Origin of the sequence: Streptomyces sp. NPDC087310, assembly GCF_044744405.1 — a bacterium.
Lineage (GTDB): Bacteria > Actinomycetota > Actinomycetes > Streptomycetales > Streptomycetaceae > Streptomyces.
This window is the reverse complement of the sequence record NZ_JBIUYF010000005.1, coordinates 547,543-565,120: the sequence shown is the minus strand read 5'-3', so window position 1 is coordinate 565,120 and position 17,578 is coordinate 547,543. Positions and strand designations below refer to the sequence as shown.

General features: G+C 72.0%; 21 protein-coding genes. 6 read left to right on the top strand and 15 right to left on the bottom strand.

Annotation, left to right across the window (positions count from 1 at the left end):
• Nucleotides 1-6: 6 nt before the first annotated feature.
• Genes ACIO3P_RS21745 through ACIO3P_RS21735 form a run of 3 tightly spaced genes read right to left on the bottom strand, consistent with a single transcriptional unit; the run spans nucleotide 7 to nucleotide 3,058 of the window.
• Complete coding sequence (locus ACIO3P_RS21745) at nucleotides 7-909, bottom strand: ABC transporter ATP-binding protein (protein WP_401853123.1); 903 nt, start codon at nucleotides 907-909, stop codon at nucleotides 7-9.
• Entirely contained in the window at nucleotides 906-2,015 is a 1,110-nt protein-coding gene (locus ACIO3P_RS21740; RefSeq protein ID WP_329824933.1) for an iron ABC transporter permease, read from the bottom strand. The genes ACIO3P_RS21745 and ACIO3P_RS21740 overlap by 4 nt, the downstream gene beginning before the upstream one ends.
• Entirely contained in the window at nucleotides 2,012-3,058 is a 1,047-nt protein-coding gene (locus tag ACIO3P_RS21735; protein WP_401853120.1) for a FecCD family ABC transporter permease, read from the bottom strand. The genes ACIO3P_RS21740 and ACIO3P_RS21735 overlap by 4 nt, the downstream gene beginning before the upstream one ends.
• Nucleotides 3,059-3,197: 139 nt before the next feature.
• Between ACIO3P_RS21735 and ACIO3P_RS21730 the strand changes: the two genes are divergently transcribed.
• Nucleotides 3,198-3,896 (top strand): HAD family hydrolase, encoded by a 699-nt coding sequence (locus ACIO3P_RS21730; RefSeq protein ID WP_401853118.1) that lies wholly within the window; start codon nucleotides 3,198-3,200, stop codon nucleotides 3,894-3,896.
• 31 nt (nucleotides 3,897-3,927) lie between these two features.
• Here ACIO3P_RS21730 and ACIO3P_RS21725 read toward each other — a convergent pair whose 3' ends face one another.
• A complete protein-coding gene (locus tag ACIO3P_RS21725; RefSeq protein ID WP_399292307.1) occupies nucleotides 3,928-4,164 on the bottom strand; it encodes a hypothetical protein in 237 nt (78 codons plus the stop codon).
• Between the two features lie 213 nt (nucleotides 4,165-4,377).
• Here ACIO3P_RS21725 and ACIO3P_RS21720 point away from each other — a divergent pair, with 213 nt between their 5' ends.
• A complete protein-coding gene (locus tag ACIO3P_RS21720) occupies nucleotides 4,378-4,761 on the top strand; it encodes a cold-shock protein (RefSeq protein WP_329824936.1) in 384 nt (127 codons plus the stop codon).
• Between the two features lie 125 nt (nucleotides 4,762-4,886).
• Here the strand turns inward: ACIO3P_RS21720 and ACIO3P_RS21715 are convergent, their stop codons facing one another.
• The 4 genes from ACIO3P_RS21715 to ACIO3P_RS21700 all read right to left on the bottom strand — a co-directional run bounded on the left by ACIO3P_RS21715 (nucleotide 4,887) and on the right by ACIO3P_RS21700 (nucleotide 8,482).
• A complete protein-coding gene (locus ACIO3P_RS21715; RefSeq protein WP_401789234.1) occupies nucleotides 4,887-5,759 on the bottom strand; it encodes a 1,4-dihydroxy-6-naphthoate synthase in 873 nt (290 codons plus the stop codon).
• The gene (locus ACIO3P_RS21710) at nucleotides 5,756-6,508 is read right to left on the bottom strand and encodes a futalosine hydrolase (RefSeq protein ID WP_329824938.1); all 753 of its coding nucleotides are present in this window, start codon (nucleotides 6,506-6,508) and stop codon (nucleotides 5,756-5,758) included. The genes ACIO3P_RS21715 and ACIO3P_RS21710 overlap by 4 nt, the downstream gene beginning before the upstream one ends.
• A gap of 87 nt (nucleotides 6,509-6,595) precedes the next feature.
• Nucleotides 6,596-7,072: a DUF2771 domain-containing protein gene (locus tag ACIO3P_RS21705; protein ID WP_329824939.1), complete on the bottom strand. Its 477-nt coding sequence runs from the start codon at nucleotides 7,070-7,072 to the stop codon at nucleotides 6,596-6,598.
• Between the two features lie 27 nt (nucleotides 7,073-7,099).
• Nucleotides 7,100-8,482 (bottom strand): MFS transporter, encoded by a 1,383-nt coding sequence (locus tag ACIO3P_RS21700; RefSeq protein ID WP_329824940.1) that lies wholly within the window; start codon nucleotides 8,480-8,482, stop codon nucleotides 7,100-7,102.
• 627 nt (nucleotides 8,483-9,109) lie between these two features.
• Here ACIO3P_RS21700 and ACIO3P_RS21695 point away from each other — a divergent pair.
• Entirely contained in the window at nucleotides 9,110-10,066 is a 957-nt protein-coding gene (locus tag ACIO3P_RS21695; RefSeq protein ID WP_401853115.1) for a DUF3027 domain-containing protein, read from the top strand.
• A 35-nt stretch (nucleotides 10,067-10,101) separates the two neighbouring features.
• Here ACIO3P_RS21695 and ACIO3P_RS21690 read toward each other — a convergent pair whose 3' ends face one another.
• The 3 genes from ACIO3P_RS21690 to ACIO3P_RS21680 all read right to left on the bottom strand — a co-directional run bounded on the left by ACIO3P_RS21690 (nucleotide 10,102) and on the right by ACIO3P_RS21680 (nucleotide 12,682).
• Nucleotides 10,102-10,542 (bottom strand): hypothetical protein, encoded by a 441-nt coding sequence (locus ACIO3P_RS21690; protein WP_401789226.1) that lies wholly within the window; start codon nucleotides 10,540-10,542, stop codon nucleotides 10,102-10,104.
• A 199-nt stretch (nucleotides 10,543-10,741) separates the two neighbouring features.
• Nucleotides 10,742-11,299, bottom strand: a complete 558-nt coding sequence (locus ACIO3P_RS21685) for a GNAT family N-acetyltransferase (protein WP_401853113.1) — start codon at nucleotides 11,297-11,299, stop codon at nucleotides 10,742-10,744.
• A gap of 30 nt (nucleotides 11,300-11,329) precedes the next feature.
• A complete protein-coding gene (locus ACIO3P_RS21680) occupies nucleotides 11,330-12,682 on the bottom strand; it encodes a transcriptional regulator (RefSeq protein WP_401789221.1) in 1,353 nt (450 codons plus the stop codon).
• Between the two features lie 258 nt (nucleotides 12,683-12,940).
• Here ACIO3P_RS21680 and ACIO3P_RS21675 point away from each other — a divergent pair, with 258 nt between their 5' ends.
• The 3 genes from ACIO3P_RS21675 to ACIO3P_RS21665 all read left to right on the top strand — a co-directional run bounded on the left by ACIO3P_RS21675 (nucleotide 12,941) and on the right by ACIO3P_RS21665 (nucleotide 14,371).
• On the top strand, nucleotides 12,941-13,309 hold the full coding sequence (locus tag ACIO3P_RS21675; protein ID WP_401853110.1) for an ATP-binding protein: 369 nt from the start codon (nucleotides 12,941-12,943) through the stop codon (nucleotides 13,307-13,309).
• 411 nt (nucleotides 13,310-13,720) lie between these two features.
• The gene (locus ACIO3P_RS21670) at nucleotides 13,721-13,849 is read left to right on the top strand and encodes a hypothetical protein (protein WP_401853107.1); all 129 of its coding nucleotides are present in this window, start codon (nucleotides 13,721-13,723) and stop codon (nucleotides 13,847-13,849) included.
• A gap of 75 nt (nucleotides 13,850-13,924) precedes the next feature.
• A complete protein-coding gene (locus ACIO3P_RS21665) occupies nucleotides 13,925-14,371 on the top strand; it encodes a hypothetical protein (RefSeq protein WP_401853104.1) in 447 nt (148 codons plus the stop codon).
• A gap of 11 nt (nucleotides 14,372-14,382) precedes the next feature.
• On the opposite strand, the gene ACIO3P_RS21660 is transcribed toward ACIO3P_RS21665, so the two are convergent.
• From ACIO3P_RS21660 to ACIO3P_RS21645, 4 genes are all read right to left on the bottom strand, one after another.
• Complete coding sequence (locus ACIO3P_RS21660) at nucleotides 14,383-15,144, bottom strand: intradiol ring-cleavage dioxygenase (protein ID WP_401853101.1); 762 nt, start codon at nucleotides 15,142-15,144, stop codon at nucleotides 14,383-14,385.
• Between the two features lie 252 nt (nucleotides 15,145-15,396).
• Nucleotides 15,397-16,014 carry a sugar O-acetyltransferase gene (locus tag ACIO3P_RS21655; RefSeq protein WP_401853098.1) on the bottom strand — a complete coding sequence of 206 codons (618 nt, stop codon included), beginning with the start codon at nucleotides 16,012-16,014 and terminating at the stop codon, nucleotides 15,397-15,399.
• A gap of 167 nt (nucleotides 16,015-16,181) precedes the next feature.
• The gene (locus ACIO3P_RS21650; protein ID WP_401853096.1) at nucleotides 16,182-17,066 is read right to left on the bottom strand and encodes a pyridoxamine 5'-phosphate oxidase family protein; all 885 of its coding nucleotides are present in this window, start codon (nucleotides 17,064-17,066) and stop codon (nucleotides 16,182-16,184) included.
• A 45-nt stretch (nucleotides 17,067-17,111) separates the two neighbouring features.
• Nucleotides 17,112-17,567 carry a VOC family protein gene (locus tag ACIO3P_RS21645; protein WP_401853093.1) on the bottom strand — a complete coding sequence of 152 codons (456 nt, stop codon included), beginning with the start codon at nucleotides 17,565-17,567 and terminating at the stop codon, nucleotides 17,112-17,114.
• Between the last annotated feature and the right edge of the window lie 11 nt (nucleotides 17,568-17,578).

The window sequence follows — 17,578 nt, the reverse complement described above, 5'->3', positions numbered from 1 at the left end:
ACGGCGTCACCCGGCTGATCCAACCCCGGCTGATCCGCCCCCGGCCGCCACGGCGTTCCCGTCCGCCGCTCCGGCTTCCCCGGCCACCACGGCGTTCCCGTCCGCCGTCGTGCCGGTCCCCTCCGGGCTGTACGGCGCCCCCGGCACCACCAGCGGTGACCCCGTCACCGGGTCGGGGACCACCACCGACTCCAGCCCGAAGACGTCCCGTACCAGCTCCGCCGTGACGATCTCCCCCGGCGTGCCCTCCGCCACGATGCGGCCCGCCTTCATGGCGACCAGGTGATCCGCGTACCGGGCCGCCTGGTTGAGGTCGTGGAGCACGATCACGACCGTACGGCCCTGCTCGTGGTTGAGGCGGCGTACCAGGTCCAGGACCTCCACCTGGTGCGCGATGTCCAGGAAGGTCGTCGGCTCGTCCAGGAGGAGCAGCTCCGTCTCCTGGGCCAGCGCCATCGCGATCCAGACCCGTTGGCGCTGCCCGCCCGACAGCTCGTCCACCGACCGGTCGGCGAGCGCGGTCACATCCGTACGGGCCATCGCGTCGGTCACCGCGCGCTCGTCCTCGTCCGACCACTGCTGCCACCAGTGCTGGTGCGGCTGCCGGCCCCGCGCGACCAGGTCAGCGACCGTGATCGCCTCCGGCGCCACCGGCGACTGCGGCAGCAGGCCGATCGACTGCGCGATCCGCCGGGTCGGGATGCGCGCCAGCTCCGTACCGTCGAGCAGGACGGAACCGCCCTTCGGCCGCAGCAGCCGGCCCAGCGCGCGCAGCGTGGTCGACTTGCCGCAGGCGTTCGGGCCGACGATGACGGTCACCCGCCCGTCGGGTACGGCCAGGTCCAGTTCCTGGACGACCGTACGGTCCTCGTAGGCGAGCGTCAGCTCACGCGCGACGAGCTTGCTCATCCCTTGCCTCCCGTGCCGGTTCCCGCGGTGCGTCCGCGGATGATCAGCCAGATCAGATACGGGGCGCCCACCGCCGCCGTCAGTACCCCCACCGGCAGTTCGGTCGGCGAGAACAGCCTGCGCGCCAGGAGATCCGCCAGGACGACGATCACCGCGCCCATCAGCGCCGAGCACACCAGCGGGATCTGCGCCGTACGCGTCATGCGCCGGGCGATCTGCGGCGCCAGCAGCGCCACGAAGTCCACCGGTCCCGCCGCGCCCGTCGCCACCGACGCCAGCACCACACCGAGCAGCACCAGACCGAGCCGGACGCGCCCGAGCCGTACACCGAGCGCGGTGGCGGTGTCGTCGTCCATCGAGACCGTGCGCTGCGCGTACGCCGCCCACGCCACCGCGGGCAGCGCCGCCAGCAGCACCCAGCCGAGCGGCGTGGCCACGTCCCAGCCGCGCCCGTTGAGCGAGCCCGTCATCCAGACCTGGGCCTGCTGGGCGACCAGGTAGTCGCCCTTGGTCAGGAAGAGCGTGGTGATCGAGCGCAGCGCGATCGCGAAGCCGATCCCGATGAGCACGAAGCGCGTGGCGTGCAGCCCGCCGCGCCACGCGAAGACGTACACCAGCGCCGCCGCCAGAATGCCGCCGGTGACGGAGAGATAGGGGAGTACGGAGAAGGACGTCACCCCGTAGGTCATCGCGCCGACCGTGAGCGCGCTCGCGCCCTGGCTGACGCCGATGATGTCGGGGCTGGCGAGCGGGTTGCGGGCGACGGTCTGGATCAGCGCGCCCGCGACGCCGAACGCCAGCCCGACGAGCAGCCCGACCACCATGCGCGGCAGCCGCAGCGTCCCGACGACCAACTCCTGCGCGGACGGCTGCCCGGTGAGGACCTTCAGGACCTCGGCGGGGGGTACGAAGCTCTCGCCCACGCTCAGATACGCGACGCAGACGGCGGCGAGGAGGACGGCGAGCCCGGCGGCGGCGACGGCCGAGCGCCGGTGCAGCAGGAACGACGCCCGCGCGGCCCGTACCCGCGTGTACCCGGCGGGCCGTATCCCGGACCGGGGCGGAGCCGGAGCGTCGTCCACGAGGGCCTTCGCCGTGGTCGTCACGCGGGCACCGCCTTCCGACGTACGAGCGTGACCAGGAACGGCACCCCGATCAGCGCCGTCATCACCCCCGCGGGAACCTCGCTCGGCGGGAAGACGATCCGGCCGATCACATCGGAGACCAGCAGCATGACGGGACCGATCAGCGCGGCCATCGGCAGCACCCAGCGGTGGTCGGTGCCGACCAGCGCGCGGGCGATGTGCGGAACGGCCAGCCCGATGAAGGCGATCGGCCCCGCCGCCGCGACGCCCACGCCCGTCAGTACGGTCGCGCCGACGCCGCCCAGGACCCGTACCGCCCCGACGTTCTGGCCCAGCCCCTTCGCGACGTCCTCGCCGAGCGCCAGCGCGTCCAGACCGCGCGCCACGGAGACCACCAGGACCGTGCCGACGAGCAGGAACGGCCAGACCTGACCGGCCACTTCGGCGTTCCGGCCGGCCAGCGACCCCACCTGCCAGAAGCGGAACTCGTCCAGCGTCGCCGCGCTCGTCGTCAGCACCGCCATCGTCACCGACACCAGCAGCGCGTTGATCGCCGCGCCGCCGAGGGCGAGCTTGACGGGGGTCGCGCCGCCGCGCCCCCGGGCGGCGATCGCGTACACCGCGACGGAGGCGACACCCGCGCCCGCGAACGCGAACCAGACGTAGCCGGTCAGGGTGTGCACCCCGGCGAAGGCGATGGCCAGCACGACGCCCACCGAGGCGCCCTGGCTGACGCCGAGGATGCCGGGGTCGGCGATCGGGTTGCGGGTGATGCCCTGGAGCGCCGTACCGGCGAGGGCGAGCGCCGCGCCGACCATCAGCCCGATCAGCGTGCGCGGGACACGGAGTTGGCGGATGACCTCGGCGTCGTCCCCGTGCCCGGTGCCCAGCAGCGCGTCGACGACGGTGGACGGTGCGACGGCCCGCGCCCCGACGGCGAGGCTCAGCAGGACCGCGAGCAGGACGGCCACGACACCGGCCACCGTCCAGCCGATCCGGCGGACGACGAGTCCGCCCCTGGCGGTACGGGGCGGCGGGGTCGTCGGGACGACGGCGACTGGCATCGGAACCCATCGGAGGCGGTCGGCGGGGTCAGGGCGGTCGGGCGGAGACGTCGGAGGAGGTGGTAAGGCTTGGCTAAGTCTAAGCACCCGGATCAAGCCACCTCACGGGGCCGACCTGCCCGCGGGCGCCCCGGGCAGAATGGCCCGCATGGCACCCTCCACGACATCGACGACAACGACGGCATCCACGGCATCGGCGGCATCGCGTACGGACCGTCCGGGGCCGGTGGTCGGCTTCGACCTCGACATGACCCTCATCGACTCCCGGCCCGGTATCCACGCCGTCTATCAGGCGCTTTCCGTCGAGACCGGGGTGCACATCGACGCCGACCTCGCCGTCAGCCGGCTCGGTCCGCCGCTCGACCAGGAGCTGAGGCACTGGTTCCCCGAGGCGCGGATCGCGGAGATGGGTGACCGGTACAGGGAGATCTATCCCACATTCGCGATCGCCCCGACCCTGGCGCTGCCCGGCGCCCGCGAGGCGATAGCCGCCGTCCAGGCGCTCGGTGGCCGCGCGATCGTCGTCACCGCCAAGCACGAGCCGAACGCCGAGCTCCACCTCAGCCACCTCGGCATCGAGCCGGACGCGGTCATCGGCTGGCTGTGGGCCGAGGCCAAGGGCGAGGCGCTGCGCGAGCACGGCGCGTCCGTGTACGTCGGGGACCACACCGGCGATGTGCGCGGGGCGCGTACGGCGGGGGCGCTCTCCGTGGCCGTACCGACGGGACCGTGCGGCGAGGAGGAGTTGCGTACGGAGGGGGCGGACGTCGTCCTGACGGACCTGACGGCGTTCCCGGCCTGGCTCAAGGGGTACGTCGGCAACACGACGGCGCTCTGACCGTCCGCGAACTCCGTCCTTTCCGCCCTTGTCAGCCCTTGTCGCGGCTGCGCTGCGCGGCGACCGAGCGCAGGACGCCCGCACCGGCGACGGCGAACCCCACGCCCATCAGCATGGAGACGGCGTAGGCGATCGTCGGGAACGGGTCCGAGCCGAGGAACAGCGGCGTCACCGTGACGAGGGTGGCCACGGCACCAAGGATGAAGACGATCGCGCCGGCCCGGACCAGACCGTCACCGGGTCCGGCCTCGTCGCGCGCGGAGCCCATCGGCCGGCCTGTTGATCGGGGTGCAGGAGTAGCAGTCACCTCACCAGGGTAGTTCCCTGCGGAAGGCAGCGGACAGGAACCGTCCGGCAACGTCTTGTCACCAGCCCCTGGGCCATTAGCCTTGGGTGTGGCGGGTCGACGACCCGCTGTAGTGCTATCCAGAGCCGTTTCGCGCGCGCCAGCGCCCCAACGAGTACAAGGACGAGGACAGACGTGCCTACCGGCAAGGTCAAGTGGTTCAACAGCGAGAAGGGCTTCGGCTTTCTCTCCCGCGACGACGGCGGCGACGTCTTCGTCCACTCGTCGGTCCTCCCCGACGGAGTCGACGCCCTCAAGCCGGGCCAGCGTGTGGAGTTCGGTGTCGTCGCGGGCCAGCGCGGTGACCAGGCGCTCTCCGTGACGGTCCTCGACCCGACGCCCTCGGTGGCGGCGGCCCAGCGCCGCAAGCCGGACGAACTGGCCTCGATCGTGCAGGATCTGACGACGCTGCTGGAGAACATCACCCCGATGCTGGAGCGGGGCCGCTACCCCGACAAGGTGCACGGCGCGAAGATCGCGGGCCTGCTCCGCGCGGTCGCCGACCAGTTGGACGTCTGACCGCGGGCCGCCTCACGCCCGTACCCGTAGCCGTAACCCGAAGGCCGTACCCCGAAGGCCGGAGCGCACGTCACCGCTCCGGCCTTCTTCCGCGTCAGCGAAGCGAGGGGGCGCGGGGGCGAGGCTCAGACGAAGCGCAGGGCGTCCGCCGGGAGGGCCGGGACCAGGCCCTCCGCCGCCGCACGGGTCAGAAGGCCGCGGATGGCGGCGTAGCCGTCCTCGCCCAGGTCCGCGGTGAACTCGTTGACGTACAGGCCGATGTGCTGGTCCGCGACGCTCGGGTCCATCTCCTGGGCGTGCTCCTGTACGTACGGACGCGACGCCTCCGGGTCGTCCCAGGCCATCCGGACCGAGCGGCGCACCGAGTCCGCCAGCAGCCGCAGGGTGTCCTCGCCCAGGGAGCGCTTCGCGACGATCGCGCCCAGCGGGATCGGCAGGCCCGTCGTGGACTCCCAGTGCTCGCCCATGTCGGCGAGGCAGTGCAGCCCGTAGTTCTGATAGGTGAACCGCGCCTCGTGGATGACGAGTCCGGCGTCCACCTTGCCGTCCCGTACCGCCGGCATGATCTCGTGGAAGGGCAGGACGACGATCTCGCCCACCCCGCCGGGGACCACGTCGGCCGCCCACTGCCGGAAGAGCAGATAGGCCGTGGAGCGCTCGCTCGGTACGGCGACGGTCTTCCCGGTCAGGTCGGTGCCCGGCTCCTTCGTGAGGACCAGGGGACCGCAGCCGCGGCCCAGCGCACCGCCGCAGGGCAGCAGCGTGAACTCGTCGAGGATCCAGGGGAGTACGGCGTACGAGACCTTCAGGACGTCGAACTCGCCGCGCTCCGCCATGCCGTTGGTGATGTCGATGTCCGCGAAGGTGACGTCGAGTTCGGGCGCCCCCGCCACCCGGCCGTGCGCCCAGGCGTCGAAGACGAACGTGTCGTTCGGGCACGGCGAGTACGCGATCCGCAGCGGTGCGGAGGTGTTCTGCGACGGCAGGGAGGGCGTCATGACGGCTCCTCGAAAACGGGGGTGAGCAGGGTGAACGCGTTCCGCAGCGACTCCAGCGCCCGGCCGATCTGCCACGACGCGCGGTCGCGCGGGCCGACGGCGTTCGAGATCGCGCGGACCTCCGTACACGGTACGCCGTGGACGGCGGCGGCCTCCGCGACCCCGTACCCCTCCATCGCCTCCGCCGCGGCCCGCGGATGACGCGCGGTCAGCTCCGCCGTGCGCGCGGCCGTGCCGGTCGCCGTCGAGACGGTCAGCACCGGCGCGAGGAGCGCGGGGACGGCGGGGTCCGTGTTCAGCACCGCGGCCATCCTGGCCGCGAGTTCCGCCGGCGGGCGGTGTACGGAGCGGCCGAAGCCCAGTTCGTCGACGGCGGCGAAGCCGTCGGGGGAGTCCGCGCCCAGATCGGCCGCGACCATCGCGTCCGCGACGACGAGCGAACCGATCGGCGCGTGCGGCGGGAAGCCGCCGCCGATCCCCGCCGAGACGACGAGATGGTACGGAGGGTCGTACGGGGAGGACGCGAGCGCCGTCGCCGTGGCGACCGCTGCGGCCGTCGGGCCGACCCCGCCCGCCATGACGTCGACCACCGGTATCTGCACGGAGCCGGGCCGCGGCGTGTACTGGGCGTGGCCCTTCATCTCGTAACCGCCGGTCAGCTCCCGTACCCCACTGGCCGCGTACCGGCCGAGCCCGGCGGCCACGGCGTCGGCCTCCGCCGCCACGGCCGTCACGACGAGTACACGCATGACGGAACCTCTCGAAGCGACGGTCAGGGGCGGATCAGCGGTGGCCGGGGCCGGCCGGCGACGACCGGGACGGCTCAGGAGCGGGGGCTAGCTCTTCTTGAACTGGAAGTGCCAGACACCCGTCAGGGACTTGCCCGAGGTCTCGACCACGCTGACCTGGGTCTCGTTGGTCGTCTCACCGGTCTGGCTGGAGAAGAACGCGCTGGCCGGGATGGTCCGGTACGTCTTCTTGTACGGCTCCTGCTCGGCGGGCTGGCCGTTGATGAAGAGCGTCCAGCCGCGCTCGGCGATCTCCGGGTCGACACCGAAGCGGATCTTGTCGTCCACGGCGACCGTCAGCGTCCTGTCGGCCTTCTTGTTGAGGCAAGGCTGCATGTCCGCCTCCTTGATGGCCTTGCCGTCGTTGTAGCAGGCCGCCTCGGTGTTGACCGAGTCGCTGTTGACCGTCACGGTCGCGAGCGGCGTCGGCTTGTCACAGGCGGCGAGGACGAGGAGCCCGGCGGACACCGCGCCGAGGGCGGCGCCGGCCCGGCGGTACCTACCAGAGAAGAACGCAACGGTCATGGGCCGAAGGTTATCGGGCGCCCCGGTTCACGCCACACGCGGGTGCGGCGAGCCGCGCCGCGCCGTGGTCAGCAGTCCCCGTACGGCCACCAGCGCCCCCAGCGCCAGGATGCCCGCAGCCACGCCCATCCCCAGCACCCCGTTGAGCGGCAGCGCGATACCGATCGCGCCCCCGACCACCCAGGACATCTGGAGCAGCGTCTCGGAGCGGGCGAACGCGGACGTCCGTACCTCCTCCGGGACGTCGCGCTGGATCACCGCGTCCAGGGACAGCTTCGACAGCGCCTGCGAGAACCCGGCGACCGCGCACAGCACCGCCATCATCACGCCGCCGAAGAGCAGCGCCGCCAGCACCGTGGTGAACAGGGCGAGGCCCAGCATCGTGGCGATGATCACCTCGGGTCCGCGCGCCTTGAGCCAGGCGCCGACCGTCGTGCCGAGCGCGTTGCCCGCGCCGGCCGCGACACCGACGATGCCGAGGGAGACGGCCGCGTTCTGCCCGGCGATCGGGTGTTCGCGCAGGAGGAAGGCGAGGAAGAAGGTCAGGAAGCCGGAGAGGAGGCGGTGCGAGGCGTTGGCCTGGAGGCCGTGGAGCACGGCGGGGCCGACCGTCCGCAGGGTGGGCCGCCGTTCCCGCTCCCCCCGGCCGTTCCTGCCGTGGTCCACGGTGACCAGCCGGGCCTTGCGCTCCCCCTTCGCCGAGTCCACGGTGTGCGGCAGCGTGAACGCCAGGACCGTACCGCCCAGGAAGATCAGACAGGCCCCGTACAGCGGCCCCCGCGGCCCGATCAGATGCAGCCCGGCGGCGATCGGCGCCGCCACACCGGTGGCCAGCAGACCGGCGAGCGTGACGCGGGAGTTGGCGCGTACGAGCGAGAAGCGCGGCGGCAGCAGCCGGGGCACCACCGCGCTGCGCACCACCCCGTACGCCTTGGAGGCGACCAGCACCCCGAGCGCCGCCGGATACAGCTCCAGGCCCCCGGTGATCACCGCGGTCGACATGGCGATCGCGAGGACGGCGCGGGTCAGCATGGCGGTGGCCATCGCGGCGCGGCGGCCGTGCGGCAGACGGTCCAGGAGCGGGCCGATGACCGGGGCGAGCAGGGCGAAGGGCGCCATCGTGACGGCGAGGTAGAGCGCGACCCGGCCGCGCGCCTCGTCGGTCGGTACGGAGAAGAAGACGGTCGAGGCGAGCGCGACGGTGATCATGACATCGCCCGCGCCGTTCACGGCGTGCAGCTCGATCAGCTTGCCGAGCCCGGACTCGCCCGCGCCGTGCGCGTGGGTCGCCTTCCTGATCCCGCGCGCGGAGGCGGTGAACGGCAGGCGCAGCGCTCGTCCGACGGCCCGCCCGGTCCTCCGGAGCGGGCCGCCGGACGCGTACGCGTCGGACGACCTTACGGCTGCCACCCCGTCATAGTGCCCCAAGGGCCTCTGGCGCGAACCGATCCGTCGGATGACGGGGCCGTGACAGTCCCACGACGGAGGAACCGGCACGGGCCGCCGGAGGGCCGGAGGATGTTCACCCGACGCCGCCTGCCCCGGTCGGCGCCGGGTACGCCTACGCCCGGCACGGATACACCCGGGCGGGGGACGGGGACACGTACACCTGGACGAGGCCGGGGCGCGGGCCTGGGGCCGGATGCCGCCGTGTCCCGGCTGCCCCCGTCCCGGTCGCGCCGCGCCGTACCGTACGGCACCGGGGAACTCACCCGGCCGGGCGGGAAAGCCTCCTCCACAGCTCACCGAGGGGTTCCACTCGGTTACGGCCTGGTTGCGGAGTGGCCCGAAGCGCGGGAAAGGCGACGTGCAGGTGGGCGGCGGGCGGCGGAGAGGGTAGCGTGCGTAGCGCGCCACCGGCGGTTGTTCTCGGCCGCGCGCCTCTTTGTCATCCCGCAGAATGGATGACAGTAGGCGTGCCCGAGGAGAGATCGGGCGTGGACGTCGATGCGGCCCTCTGGTCCGCTCCGCCCTCGGCTCGTACATCGCGATTCGGCCGGCGCACCCGTGAGACGGCGTAGGAGAGAAGCGAGACCTGTGAGTGCTGCGACGACGCGAAGCCGAATCCCTGACCGTCTGTGCGCCGAGGCGGTAGACCTCGCCCGGTCGGCTGCCGAGGAGGCCGCCGCCCCCGGTGTGGTCGGGGAACATGTCTCGGCGGTGGCTGACGGGGACAGGGTCGTCACCCACTTCTTCGAGTGCAAGGAACCCGGTTACCGGGGCTGGCGCTGGGCGGTGACGGTCGCGCGCGCCTCGCGCGCGAAGAACGTCACGCTGGACGAAACGGTGCTGCTGCCCGGTTCGGACTCCCTCCTGGCCCCCGAATGGGTGCCCTGGAGCGAACGGCTGCGCCCCGGCGACATGGGCCCCGGCGACCTGCTGCCGACCGAGGCGGAGGACCTGCGCCTGGAGCCCGGCTACTCGGGCGAGGACATGCCCCCGCCGAACTCCGTCGTACCGGAGGTGACCCCGCGGAACCTCGCGGACCTGGTCGAGGCGGAGGACGCGGCTCCGGTGGACGCCGAGGCCGCCGGCGGCTCGGGCGCCGACCTGGCCGTGCCCGCGCGCGGCACGATCGCGGCGGTCGCGGAGGAACTGGGCATGCGCCGGGCGCGGGTCCTCTCCCGCTACGGGCTGCACGTGGCCGCCGACCGCTGGGACGAGTCCTTCGGCGCGAAGACCCCCATGGCCCAGGCGGCACCCGCCCCCTGCGTCTCCTGCGGCTTCCTGCTGCCCCTGGCGGGCTCGCTGCGCCAGGCGTTCGGCGTCTGCGCGAACGAGTTCTCCCCGGCGGACGGCCACGTCGTCTCCCTGGCGTACGGCTGCGGCGGCCACTCGGAAGCAGCGGTCATGCCCAAACCCCTGCGCCCGGCACCCCCGGTCCTGGACTCGGTCGGCACGGACGCCTTCCCGCTCCGCCCGGCCCGCGACAGCGGCTCGGTCCTGACCGGCACGGCGCCGGACGGCGACACGGAGGACCTGGGCCACTCGTAGGCGGGCCGGGCCGGCCCGTTTCCCCGGGGCGGGGCTCACCCCCCGCTGTCCGCGCACTCCTGGCTGTCCCCGCCGCTCCGGCACTGGTGCCCCGAGCGGCCGGGGTCGCCCGTGTTCTCCGTGAGCCGCGGCTCGCACACCACCCCGGCGCGGGTCGGGCAGGGCGGCAGCGGCGCCGGGTGGGCGCGGTCGTACGCGTCGTTCCAGACGCCGAGCGTGACGAGCAGCGCGAACGCGGCGACACACAACTGGACGCCGCCCGCGTAGGGGTGCCCGGTCCGCAGGAAGCCCACGGCGACGATCAGCACGGCGAGCGTGAACCCGGCGCACCAGACCGTGGGCGTCCAGTCCATCGGCGGCGCCTCGACCACGGTGCCAACAGGCCCGTCGCCCGCCACCGCCCGCTCCCACCCGCGCGCCAGCAGGAACACGCCCATCACCAGGGCGCCGAGGACCTCCAGCACCAGCACGAGCACACCGGCACACCCTCCACCCAGGCCGCTTCCGCCGCCGCCGCTCGTCTCCGCCGGAAGCGACGCACGGGTTCCAGGGGTGAAGGCCATCCCCGTACATTCGTACGGAACCGCGCCCTCCGTACCCCCGGCACCCGTATCGAGACCTGACCGTGGCGGGCCCGGTGGCTCTGACGGGCTTTGCCGCTGAGGGCGCGTGTGTCTACGAGTGCTCGGTGGGCGGCCATTCCTCGCGGAGGATTCCGTAGGTGATGGAGTCCCGCCAGGCGCCGCGTACATGGACGTGTCCGCGGATGCGGCCTTCTTCCGTCATGCCTGCGGCGAGGAGGGTTTTCGCCGCTGCCCGGTTGTGAGGGGAGCGCGCCGCCCATACGCGGTGGAGGTCGAGGTCGGTGAATGCCAGGTCGAGCAGCAGCCGTACGGCCTCCCTGCCGTAGCCGATCCCCCAAGCGTCGGTGCGCAGAGCGCCCCCGATCGTGGCTGCGCGTTGCTGGTGGGGGTCGAGAGCCAGGCGAACGAACCCGATCAGCTCACCACTGTCTCGCCCGGCGAGGGCGAGGGCGTATTCGTCGCGTGGCGACATGGTCGCGGATGCCATGGACCGGGCAACGATGCCATCGACTTCGTCACGTGAGCGTGGGGTGAAGCTGAGGTGCTGAGTGACCTCGGTGCTGCCGTAGATCGTGGCCACGGCATCGATGTCCGCGGCGGTGAGTTCACGGAGGGCGAGGCGGGCGTCCTGACGGTCAACCGGATACATGCTCGGACCCCTTGGCGTGCCGGTCGTCGCTCATGCGGCGGTGACCAGTTCGTGGGCCCGCTCGTTGAAGTCCGCGACGAGCCGGTGGTTGCCGAACGGCCGCATGCGCCGCTGGAGGTCCTGCACCGCCTCCATGCAGCGCGAGGATTTCACCTGGCGCGAGAGCGTCAACGTTCGTACGCCGGCCGAATAGGCCGATTCGAGGTCGCTGCGCTGGAGATGCGCGACGGCGAGCGCGGCGTGCGACATCGCGCCCCGCCTGGCGCGCTTCTGCTTCTTGGCATGGTCGATGGACCGGCGCGCGTGCTCCTCGGCCGCCCCGGAATCGCCCAGGTCCCGGAAGGTGTTCGCGTGTTCGCCGTGGAGATACGCCGGGTCGATGAAGGCGGCCCACTCCTGTTCGGCCTCCGGCCGTGCCCGCTCGAACGCCTTTTCCGACTCCGTCACCGCGTGTGCCGCTGCCGTCTTGTCCCCGAGGACGGCGAGGGCCCGCGCCTCCAGGCACCACAGGTCCGCCAGGCAGGCCGGAGAGTCCGTCCGGGAGAGTCCGTGGCGCCCGGCCTGGGCCAGCCGGCGGCCTTCGGCGGGATCGCCGAGCAGCGTCGCCTGATCCGCCATCCCGGCGAGGACATGCGCGCCGAGCCCCGGATTCCCCGACTCCTCGGCGAGGCGGAGCGACTGGATCAAATAGCGCTGCGCCGTACCGTGTTCGCCGTTGTCGTAGGCCATCCACCCCAGGAGGTAGGTCTGTTCCGCCGCCGCTTCGCACAGGGCACGGTGTACGTCGGCGCCGTGGGTGCGGCGCAGGAGCGGATAGACATGCTGCGTCATGTACTCGGCCAGCACGAGGCGGCCCGAACCGCCGCCCTGGAGCACGTCCATGCGCTGGAAGGTGGCGAACATGTTCCGCACGGCGGAGACGTCTTCGAGCCGCACACGGGGACCCGGCTGCGGCTGCTGGTCGAGGGTGTTCATCAGCCAGTCCCGCGAGGGACCCACCCCCGCGACGGCGGTGAAGGGTGCGGCGGAAAGGAACTTGCGTCGGTCCACGTCAGCTCTCCCCAGGTCTGCGACGACTTCCACGGTAGTCGTGTACGAGGAGTTGTACATGAGTGCCGCGTCCGTGGAACTGCCGTCACCGAGCCCGAGATCGTAGGTCGTGACGCGGAATCCGAAGTGATCGGAGAAGACCGCGGCGAGGATGTCCGGGATCGGCGTCCTGGGCGTTTCGCCTTGGAGCCAGCACCTGACACGGGTCGTATCCGGCGAGATATGGGGCTGCTGCCAGGCGATGGCCTTGGATTTGACGCGTCGGGCTAACTCTCCGCGGCTCATCCTGGAGCGATCGAGCCACTGTGCGAACTTGTCGTTCGGCGTCCTCATGCCCACCAACTTTCTACGACGGGGAGTAGTGGAAGCGACACTCTTCGACACCCCTTGAGACGGTACCCCCACCCGGCATTCCCGTGTTCTCTGTCCACAGGAACCGATCGGTCACGGGGAGTCATCACCATGACGAACAACGCGCGATACGGCAACTCACCGAATCCTCCGGCGGGGGAGCCCCACACGGCCTGCGTCCCGCCAGGTGCGTTAGGCGCCTGCCGCTGCCGGCCCTTACCCGGGATCCCCGTGCAGGCCATGTTTCCCAGCGCCCCGGAAGTCGTCTCGGCCGCCCGGGACTTTGTCCGCGACGTACTGGCTCAAGAGGCACCCGGCCTCAGTGACGGGCAGGTGGACGATGTCCGGCTGATCGTCTCGGAGTTGGTGACGAACGCCGTGCGGTACGGGACCGAGCCCGGCGATTCGGTGCTGGTCGTGCTGGCGGTGACGGATGCGTGTGTGCGGGTGGAGGTGCGGGATCCGGTGCGGCGGCGGCCCCGGTTCCGGGCGGCGTCGCAGGAGCGTGACCGGGGCAGGGGGCTGATCATCGTCGAGGCGCTGGCGGAGTGCTGGGGTGTGGCCGATCGGCCGTTCGGGAAGGCCGTGTGGGCCGAGGTGGCCCGGTGAACGGGCCATCCAGCGGCCAACCGGGCGTTGCAGGCCCGGGGTTCGTAGCTGTCGTATGCCTGATTCCCGCGCCCGGGTCCGGTCCCGTTCCGCCGGTCGGCACGTACATACGGCGGACCGCCCGGCCCGGCAGTGCGCTCGTGGGCGCCATCGGCGTATGAGGCGCCCGCCCCTGGTGCTCGTCCTCGCGTCGGCCGCGCTGGTCGTGCTCGTCGTGACCCTCGTCGGCGATCACCTCGACGGATAGGCCGCCGCCAGGCCCGACCGGGCCCGTACGCCTACGCCTTCTGCTGTGCCCCTCGAACCCCCGTTCCGGCCGGTGTCTCCCGGCGAAGGAACGACCGGCCGGAACGGGACAGGGCCCGAACGAACGGGCCCGGCAACTGCACCCAACGGCACAGGAGGCCAACGATGCGACACCCCACCGCCCCGGTCAAGCACGGCGGAGACGACACCAACAGCAGCGGCGGCGACAGCGGCCAGGACGACTCCAACCCCTCCGGCGGCTGCGGCGACGGCGACGGCTGCGGACGCCAGTAGCGCCGTAACAGCACCGCCACCGCTACACGGCGGCCCCGAACCAACCTGGGACGGGGCCGCCCCCCAAGGAGCCCCATGCCACCCCCACCCCACCACCACGCCTACCTCTGGCACGGCCACGGCACCCTCCTCGTCAAACCCGGCGACGCCCACCGCCGCCCCGGCCACCCCGAGTTCCCCGCCACCCCCGTCATGCCCCTCGAAACCGCCGACTGGCTCCTCAAGGCGTCAGGCCACATCCGGGCCACCTTCCCCGGGCCCGCCGAAGCCGCCGCCTGGTACACCGATCAGCTCCAGCGGCACACCGGCATCCTCACCGGCACCTACGCACCCGCCCCCGACCCCCGCGAGATCACCCGGCGACTCACCGCCCGCGAAGACCTCATCGGCGGCTGGTGGACCACCGGCGGACGCTTCCTCCACCTCGGCCTCATTGCCTGCGGACCGCACCCCCTGCGCCCCCACCCCTGCCCCCTGCGGACGGGGCGGGCGTCGGCGTCCGAGGGGGCGCCGACGCCCTGATGGTGGGCGGGTCAGCTCTGGTCGATGCCTAAGGTCAGGCTGCCGGTGTAGCCGGCGGAGGTGGAGCCGGTCACGGTCATGAGGCCCGCGGCGGCGCCTCCGTTGCCGTAGATGCCGTCCTGCGCGAGCGTGGTGCGGGGCACGGTGTTGGTCGAGTACGGCGAGATGCGGGCGACGGCCGTGGTGATCGTCTCGTCCACGAACAACTGGCCGGTGTGCAGCTCCTGCCCGCCGCTGAAGGAGCCGTCAGACGTCAGCGTGACGTTCGTGTGCACCTTGGCGTGGATGTGGATGCACCGGCCGCGGTACCAGCCCGGGTAGATCGTCGTGATGCGGGCGATGCCGTCGCTGCCGGTCAGCACGCCACCCCGCAGGAAGGTGCCGTTGTCGGGCTCCTGGTGTCCGTTGTTGCCGACGAAGCCGGAGTACTCGCCGAGCGCGTCGCTGTGCCACAGCTCCACGAGCGCCCGGTTCAGCGGCGCGCAGGTGCTGTTGTCCACGACGGCGAGGGTCAGCTTGAGTGGGATGCCCGGTTTGCCCTCGGTGACGTCGGCGCGGACGAGGGCGCCGTCGAGGTAGTACGGGCCTTCCGTCAGCTCCTTGGTGAGCGTGCAGACGGCCGAGGCGGCGACGGGGGCCGTGCGGCCGGCCTCGTTCTCCGTCGTCGTCAGCTTGTTGGTGCCGGCGGCGGCGACGGTGAGCGCGGCGGCCGTGGCGCCGGTCCCGAGCAGTACGGTACGGCGCCGGATGAGGGGGTCGTTGTTGTCTGTCATGGACACGGCACCGTAGGGAGGTCAACTGTCAGCCTGCTGTGAATTGGGCAAAGTGACGGGGTGTCAAGACGAGGACCGGTCGCGACCGGGCCTTGGCTCGGTCGTTCTTCGGTACGGCGATGTTGGCGGGCGTGCTGCCGGCGGCCGCGGCGAACTCGCCCACCGGCAGGTCGCGTCGGGCGAGCTGGACGTCGAGGTCGATGATGACCGCCGTCAGACGACTTCGGCGACCTCGGTCTGCGGAATCGAAAGTCAATCGATTGGCGGGGCGGTGGCGACCGTACGCGTGGTCAGGTCGGCGTCCGTGATGGCGCGGAGCACTCGGCAGGGCGTCCCGACCGCGACGACCATGGGCGGGATGTCCCTGCTGACGACGCTGCCGGCGCCGATGACCGATCCGTAACCGATACGGACCCCCGGCAGGACGACGACGTTGCTGCCGATCCACACCTTGTCCTCGATGACGATCGGCTCCGAGAACCGTCCGAAGTCGGCGCGGCGCGCCGGGTGGACCGGGTGTCCCGTCGTCGTGAGCGTCACGTTGGGGGCGATCATGACGCCGTCCCCGATACGGATCTCGACATCGTCGACGAACGCGAGGTTGACGTTCCCGAAGAAGTCGTCGCCGATGTGGACGTTGCTGCCGAAACCGGCGCTGAACGGTGCGTTCAGAATGGTGCGTTCGCCGACCGACCCGAGGATCGCGACCAGCAGGGACCTGCGGGTGTCGATGTCGCCCGGCGGGGTGTGGTTGTACGCGAAGACGAGGTCGGTACGTCGCCGCGGGGCCTGGAACGCCGCCTCGGACTCGGTGTAGACGAGACCTTGCCGTATGCGGTCCAGAACAGCCTGCTCGTCACTCTCCAGCACGCCGGCGCGCCCCCTCCGTACAGACGAACGAACAAACGAACGACGCGCGATGTTAGCGGACCGGGAGAGGGACGCCCAGCTCGGTCGTCGGGCGCGGGCCGAAGACGCGCCGGTCCGCCGCGGCGATGCGGACGTCCGTGAACTCCCACAACTGCTCATAGGCGTCTTCACAGGGGCGGGTTGGCGGGTGAGTACTCGGGGGCGGACCAGCGCAGGGGGCTGGCGTGCGGGGTCTCGACGACCTCGGCGACCGTGAAGCGGTTGGTGCGGCCGTGCGCGCCGAACGCGGTGGTCGCGGTGCCGGAGAGCTGGAGCGTGGTGCCGGTGCTCCAGTCGAGGAACAGCAGTCCCGCGCGCGGATCGTTTTCGAGATTGCCCAGGGTCAGGAACATCGAGTTTCCCCCGTAGTCCTGCCAGGAGAGTTCGTTCGGCGATGTCACCCGGACGAATCCGGGGTTGCCGCCACGATGGCTGGCGTCGGCGCCGTCCGCCGACGCGGTGGCGATGAAGAAGGTGTCGGCGGCGTGTACGAACCCCTCCTGACCGGGGGTGAGTTCCCGGCCGCGCCGCACGGCACCGGGGCGGGCGGGGACGGATCCGCGGCGGTCCCGCTGGAGGTCCCGCTTCTGCAGATACTTCGGGCAGTTGGAGAAGACCCGCTCGGCCTCCACCGCGAACCCGCGCGCCGTCGGCCCGGCCGTGCCGTTGAGGCGCATACGGCGGCGGGTCCGCGGATCGAGGGCGATGGTGCCGACCGCGGTCCCTTCGGTCGCGAGCGCCGCGGCGAGCGGGTCGCCGTCCGGGAGACCGGCGGCGACGGAGATCCGCCGGCGGCCCGTGGCCCGTACGAAACCGGGCGCACCGGTGAGCAGCGAGCTCCACATGCGGCCGGTTTCGTCCGCCGCGCCGATGACCAGCATCGGCTGAAGGCCGAGGAAGGCCGCGGCCACGTCACGGATGTCCTGCCCGATGGAGCGGCCGACGTGGTCGGCCACGTCGCGTACGCCGACGCGCGTCTGCACGGCGCGCGAGCCCTGGTGGTAGGGATCCATGGTCCTCAGCTCCTCGACTCCTCGGTCCCTCAGCCCTTCAGTCCCTCAGAAGAATCCGCAGGTCGGTGCGGCGGCCGACGGAGCGGGCGCGCCCGCCGCACCCGTGGGTACGGAGATCTCCAGCCGTGTGCCGTCCGGGTCGTGGAAGAAGATCCCGCCGGAGGGCGCGCCCTCCTGGTGGGCGACGATCCCGTCGTACGCGAAGTCCACGCCCCGCTCGCGCAGCCGGGCCTCGAACGCCCTCACCTCGTCGATCGTCCCGGCCTCCCAGGCCAGGTGGTGCAGCCCGGCGAGGCCCGGGGCGTACGCGCCGTCCGCCTGCTGCCACAGCGTGAGGGTGAGCTGTCCGTCCTGGCCCAGGAAGGCGTAGCGCCGGTCGTCCTCGCCGCCCTCGCCGAGCACGTCGAACCCGAGCACGTCCCTATAGAAGCCGAGTGAGCGTTCGAGATCGGTGACGTTCAGGCCGACGTGGCCGGCTCGCAGTGTGCTGGTCGCCGTCATGGCGGACCCCC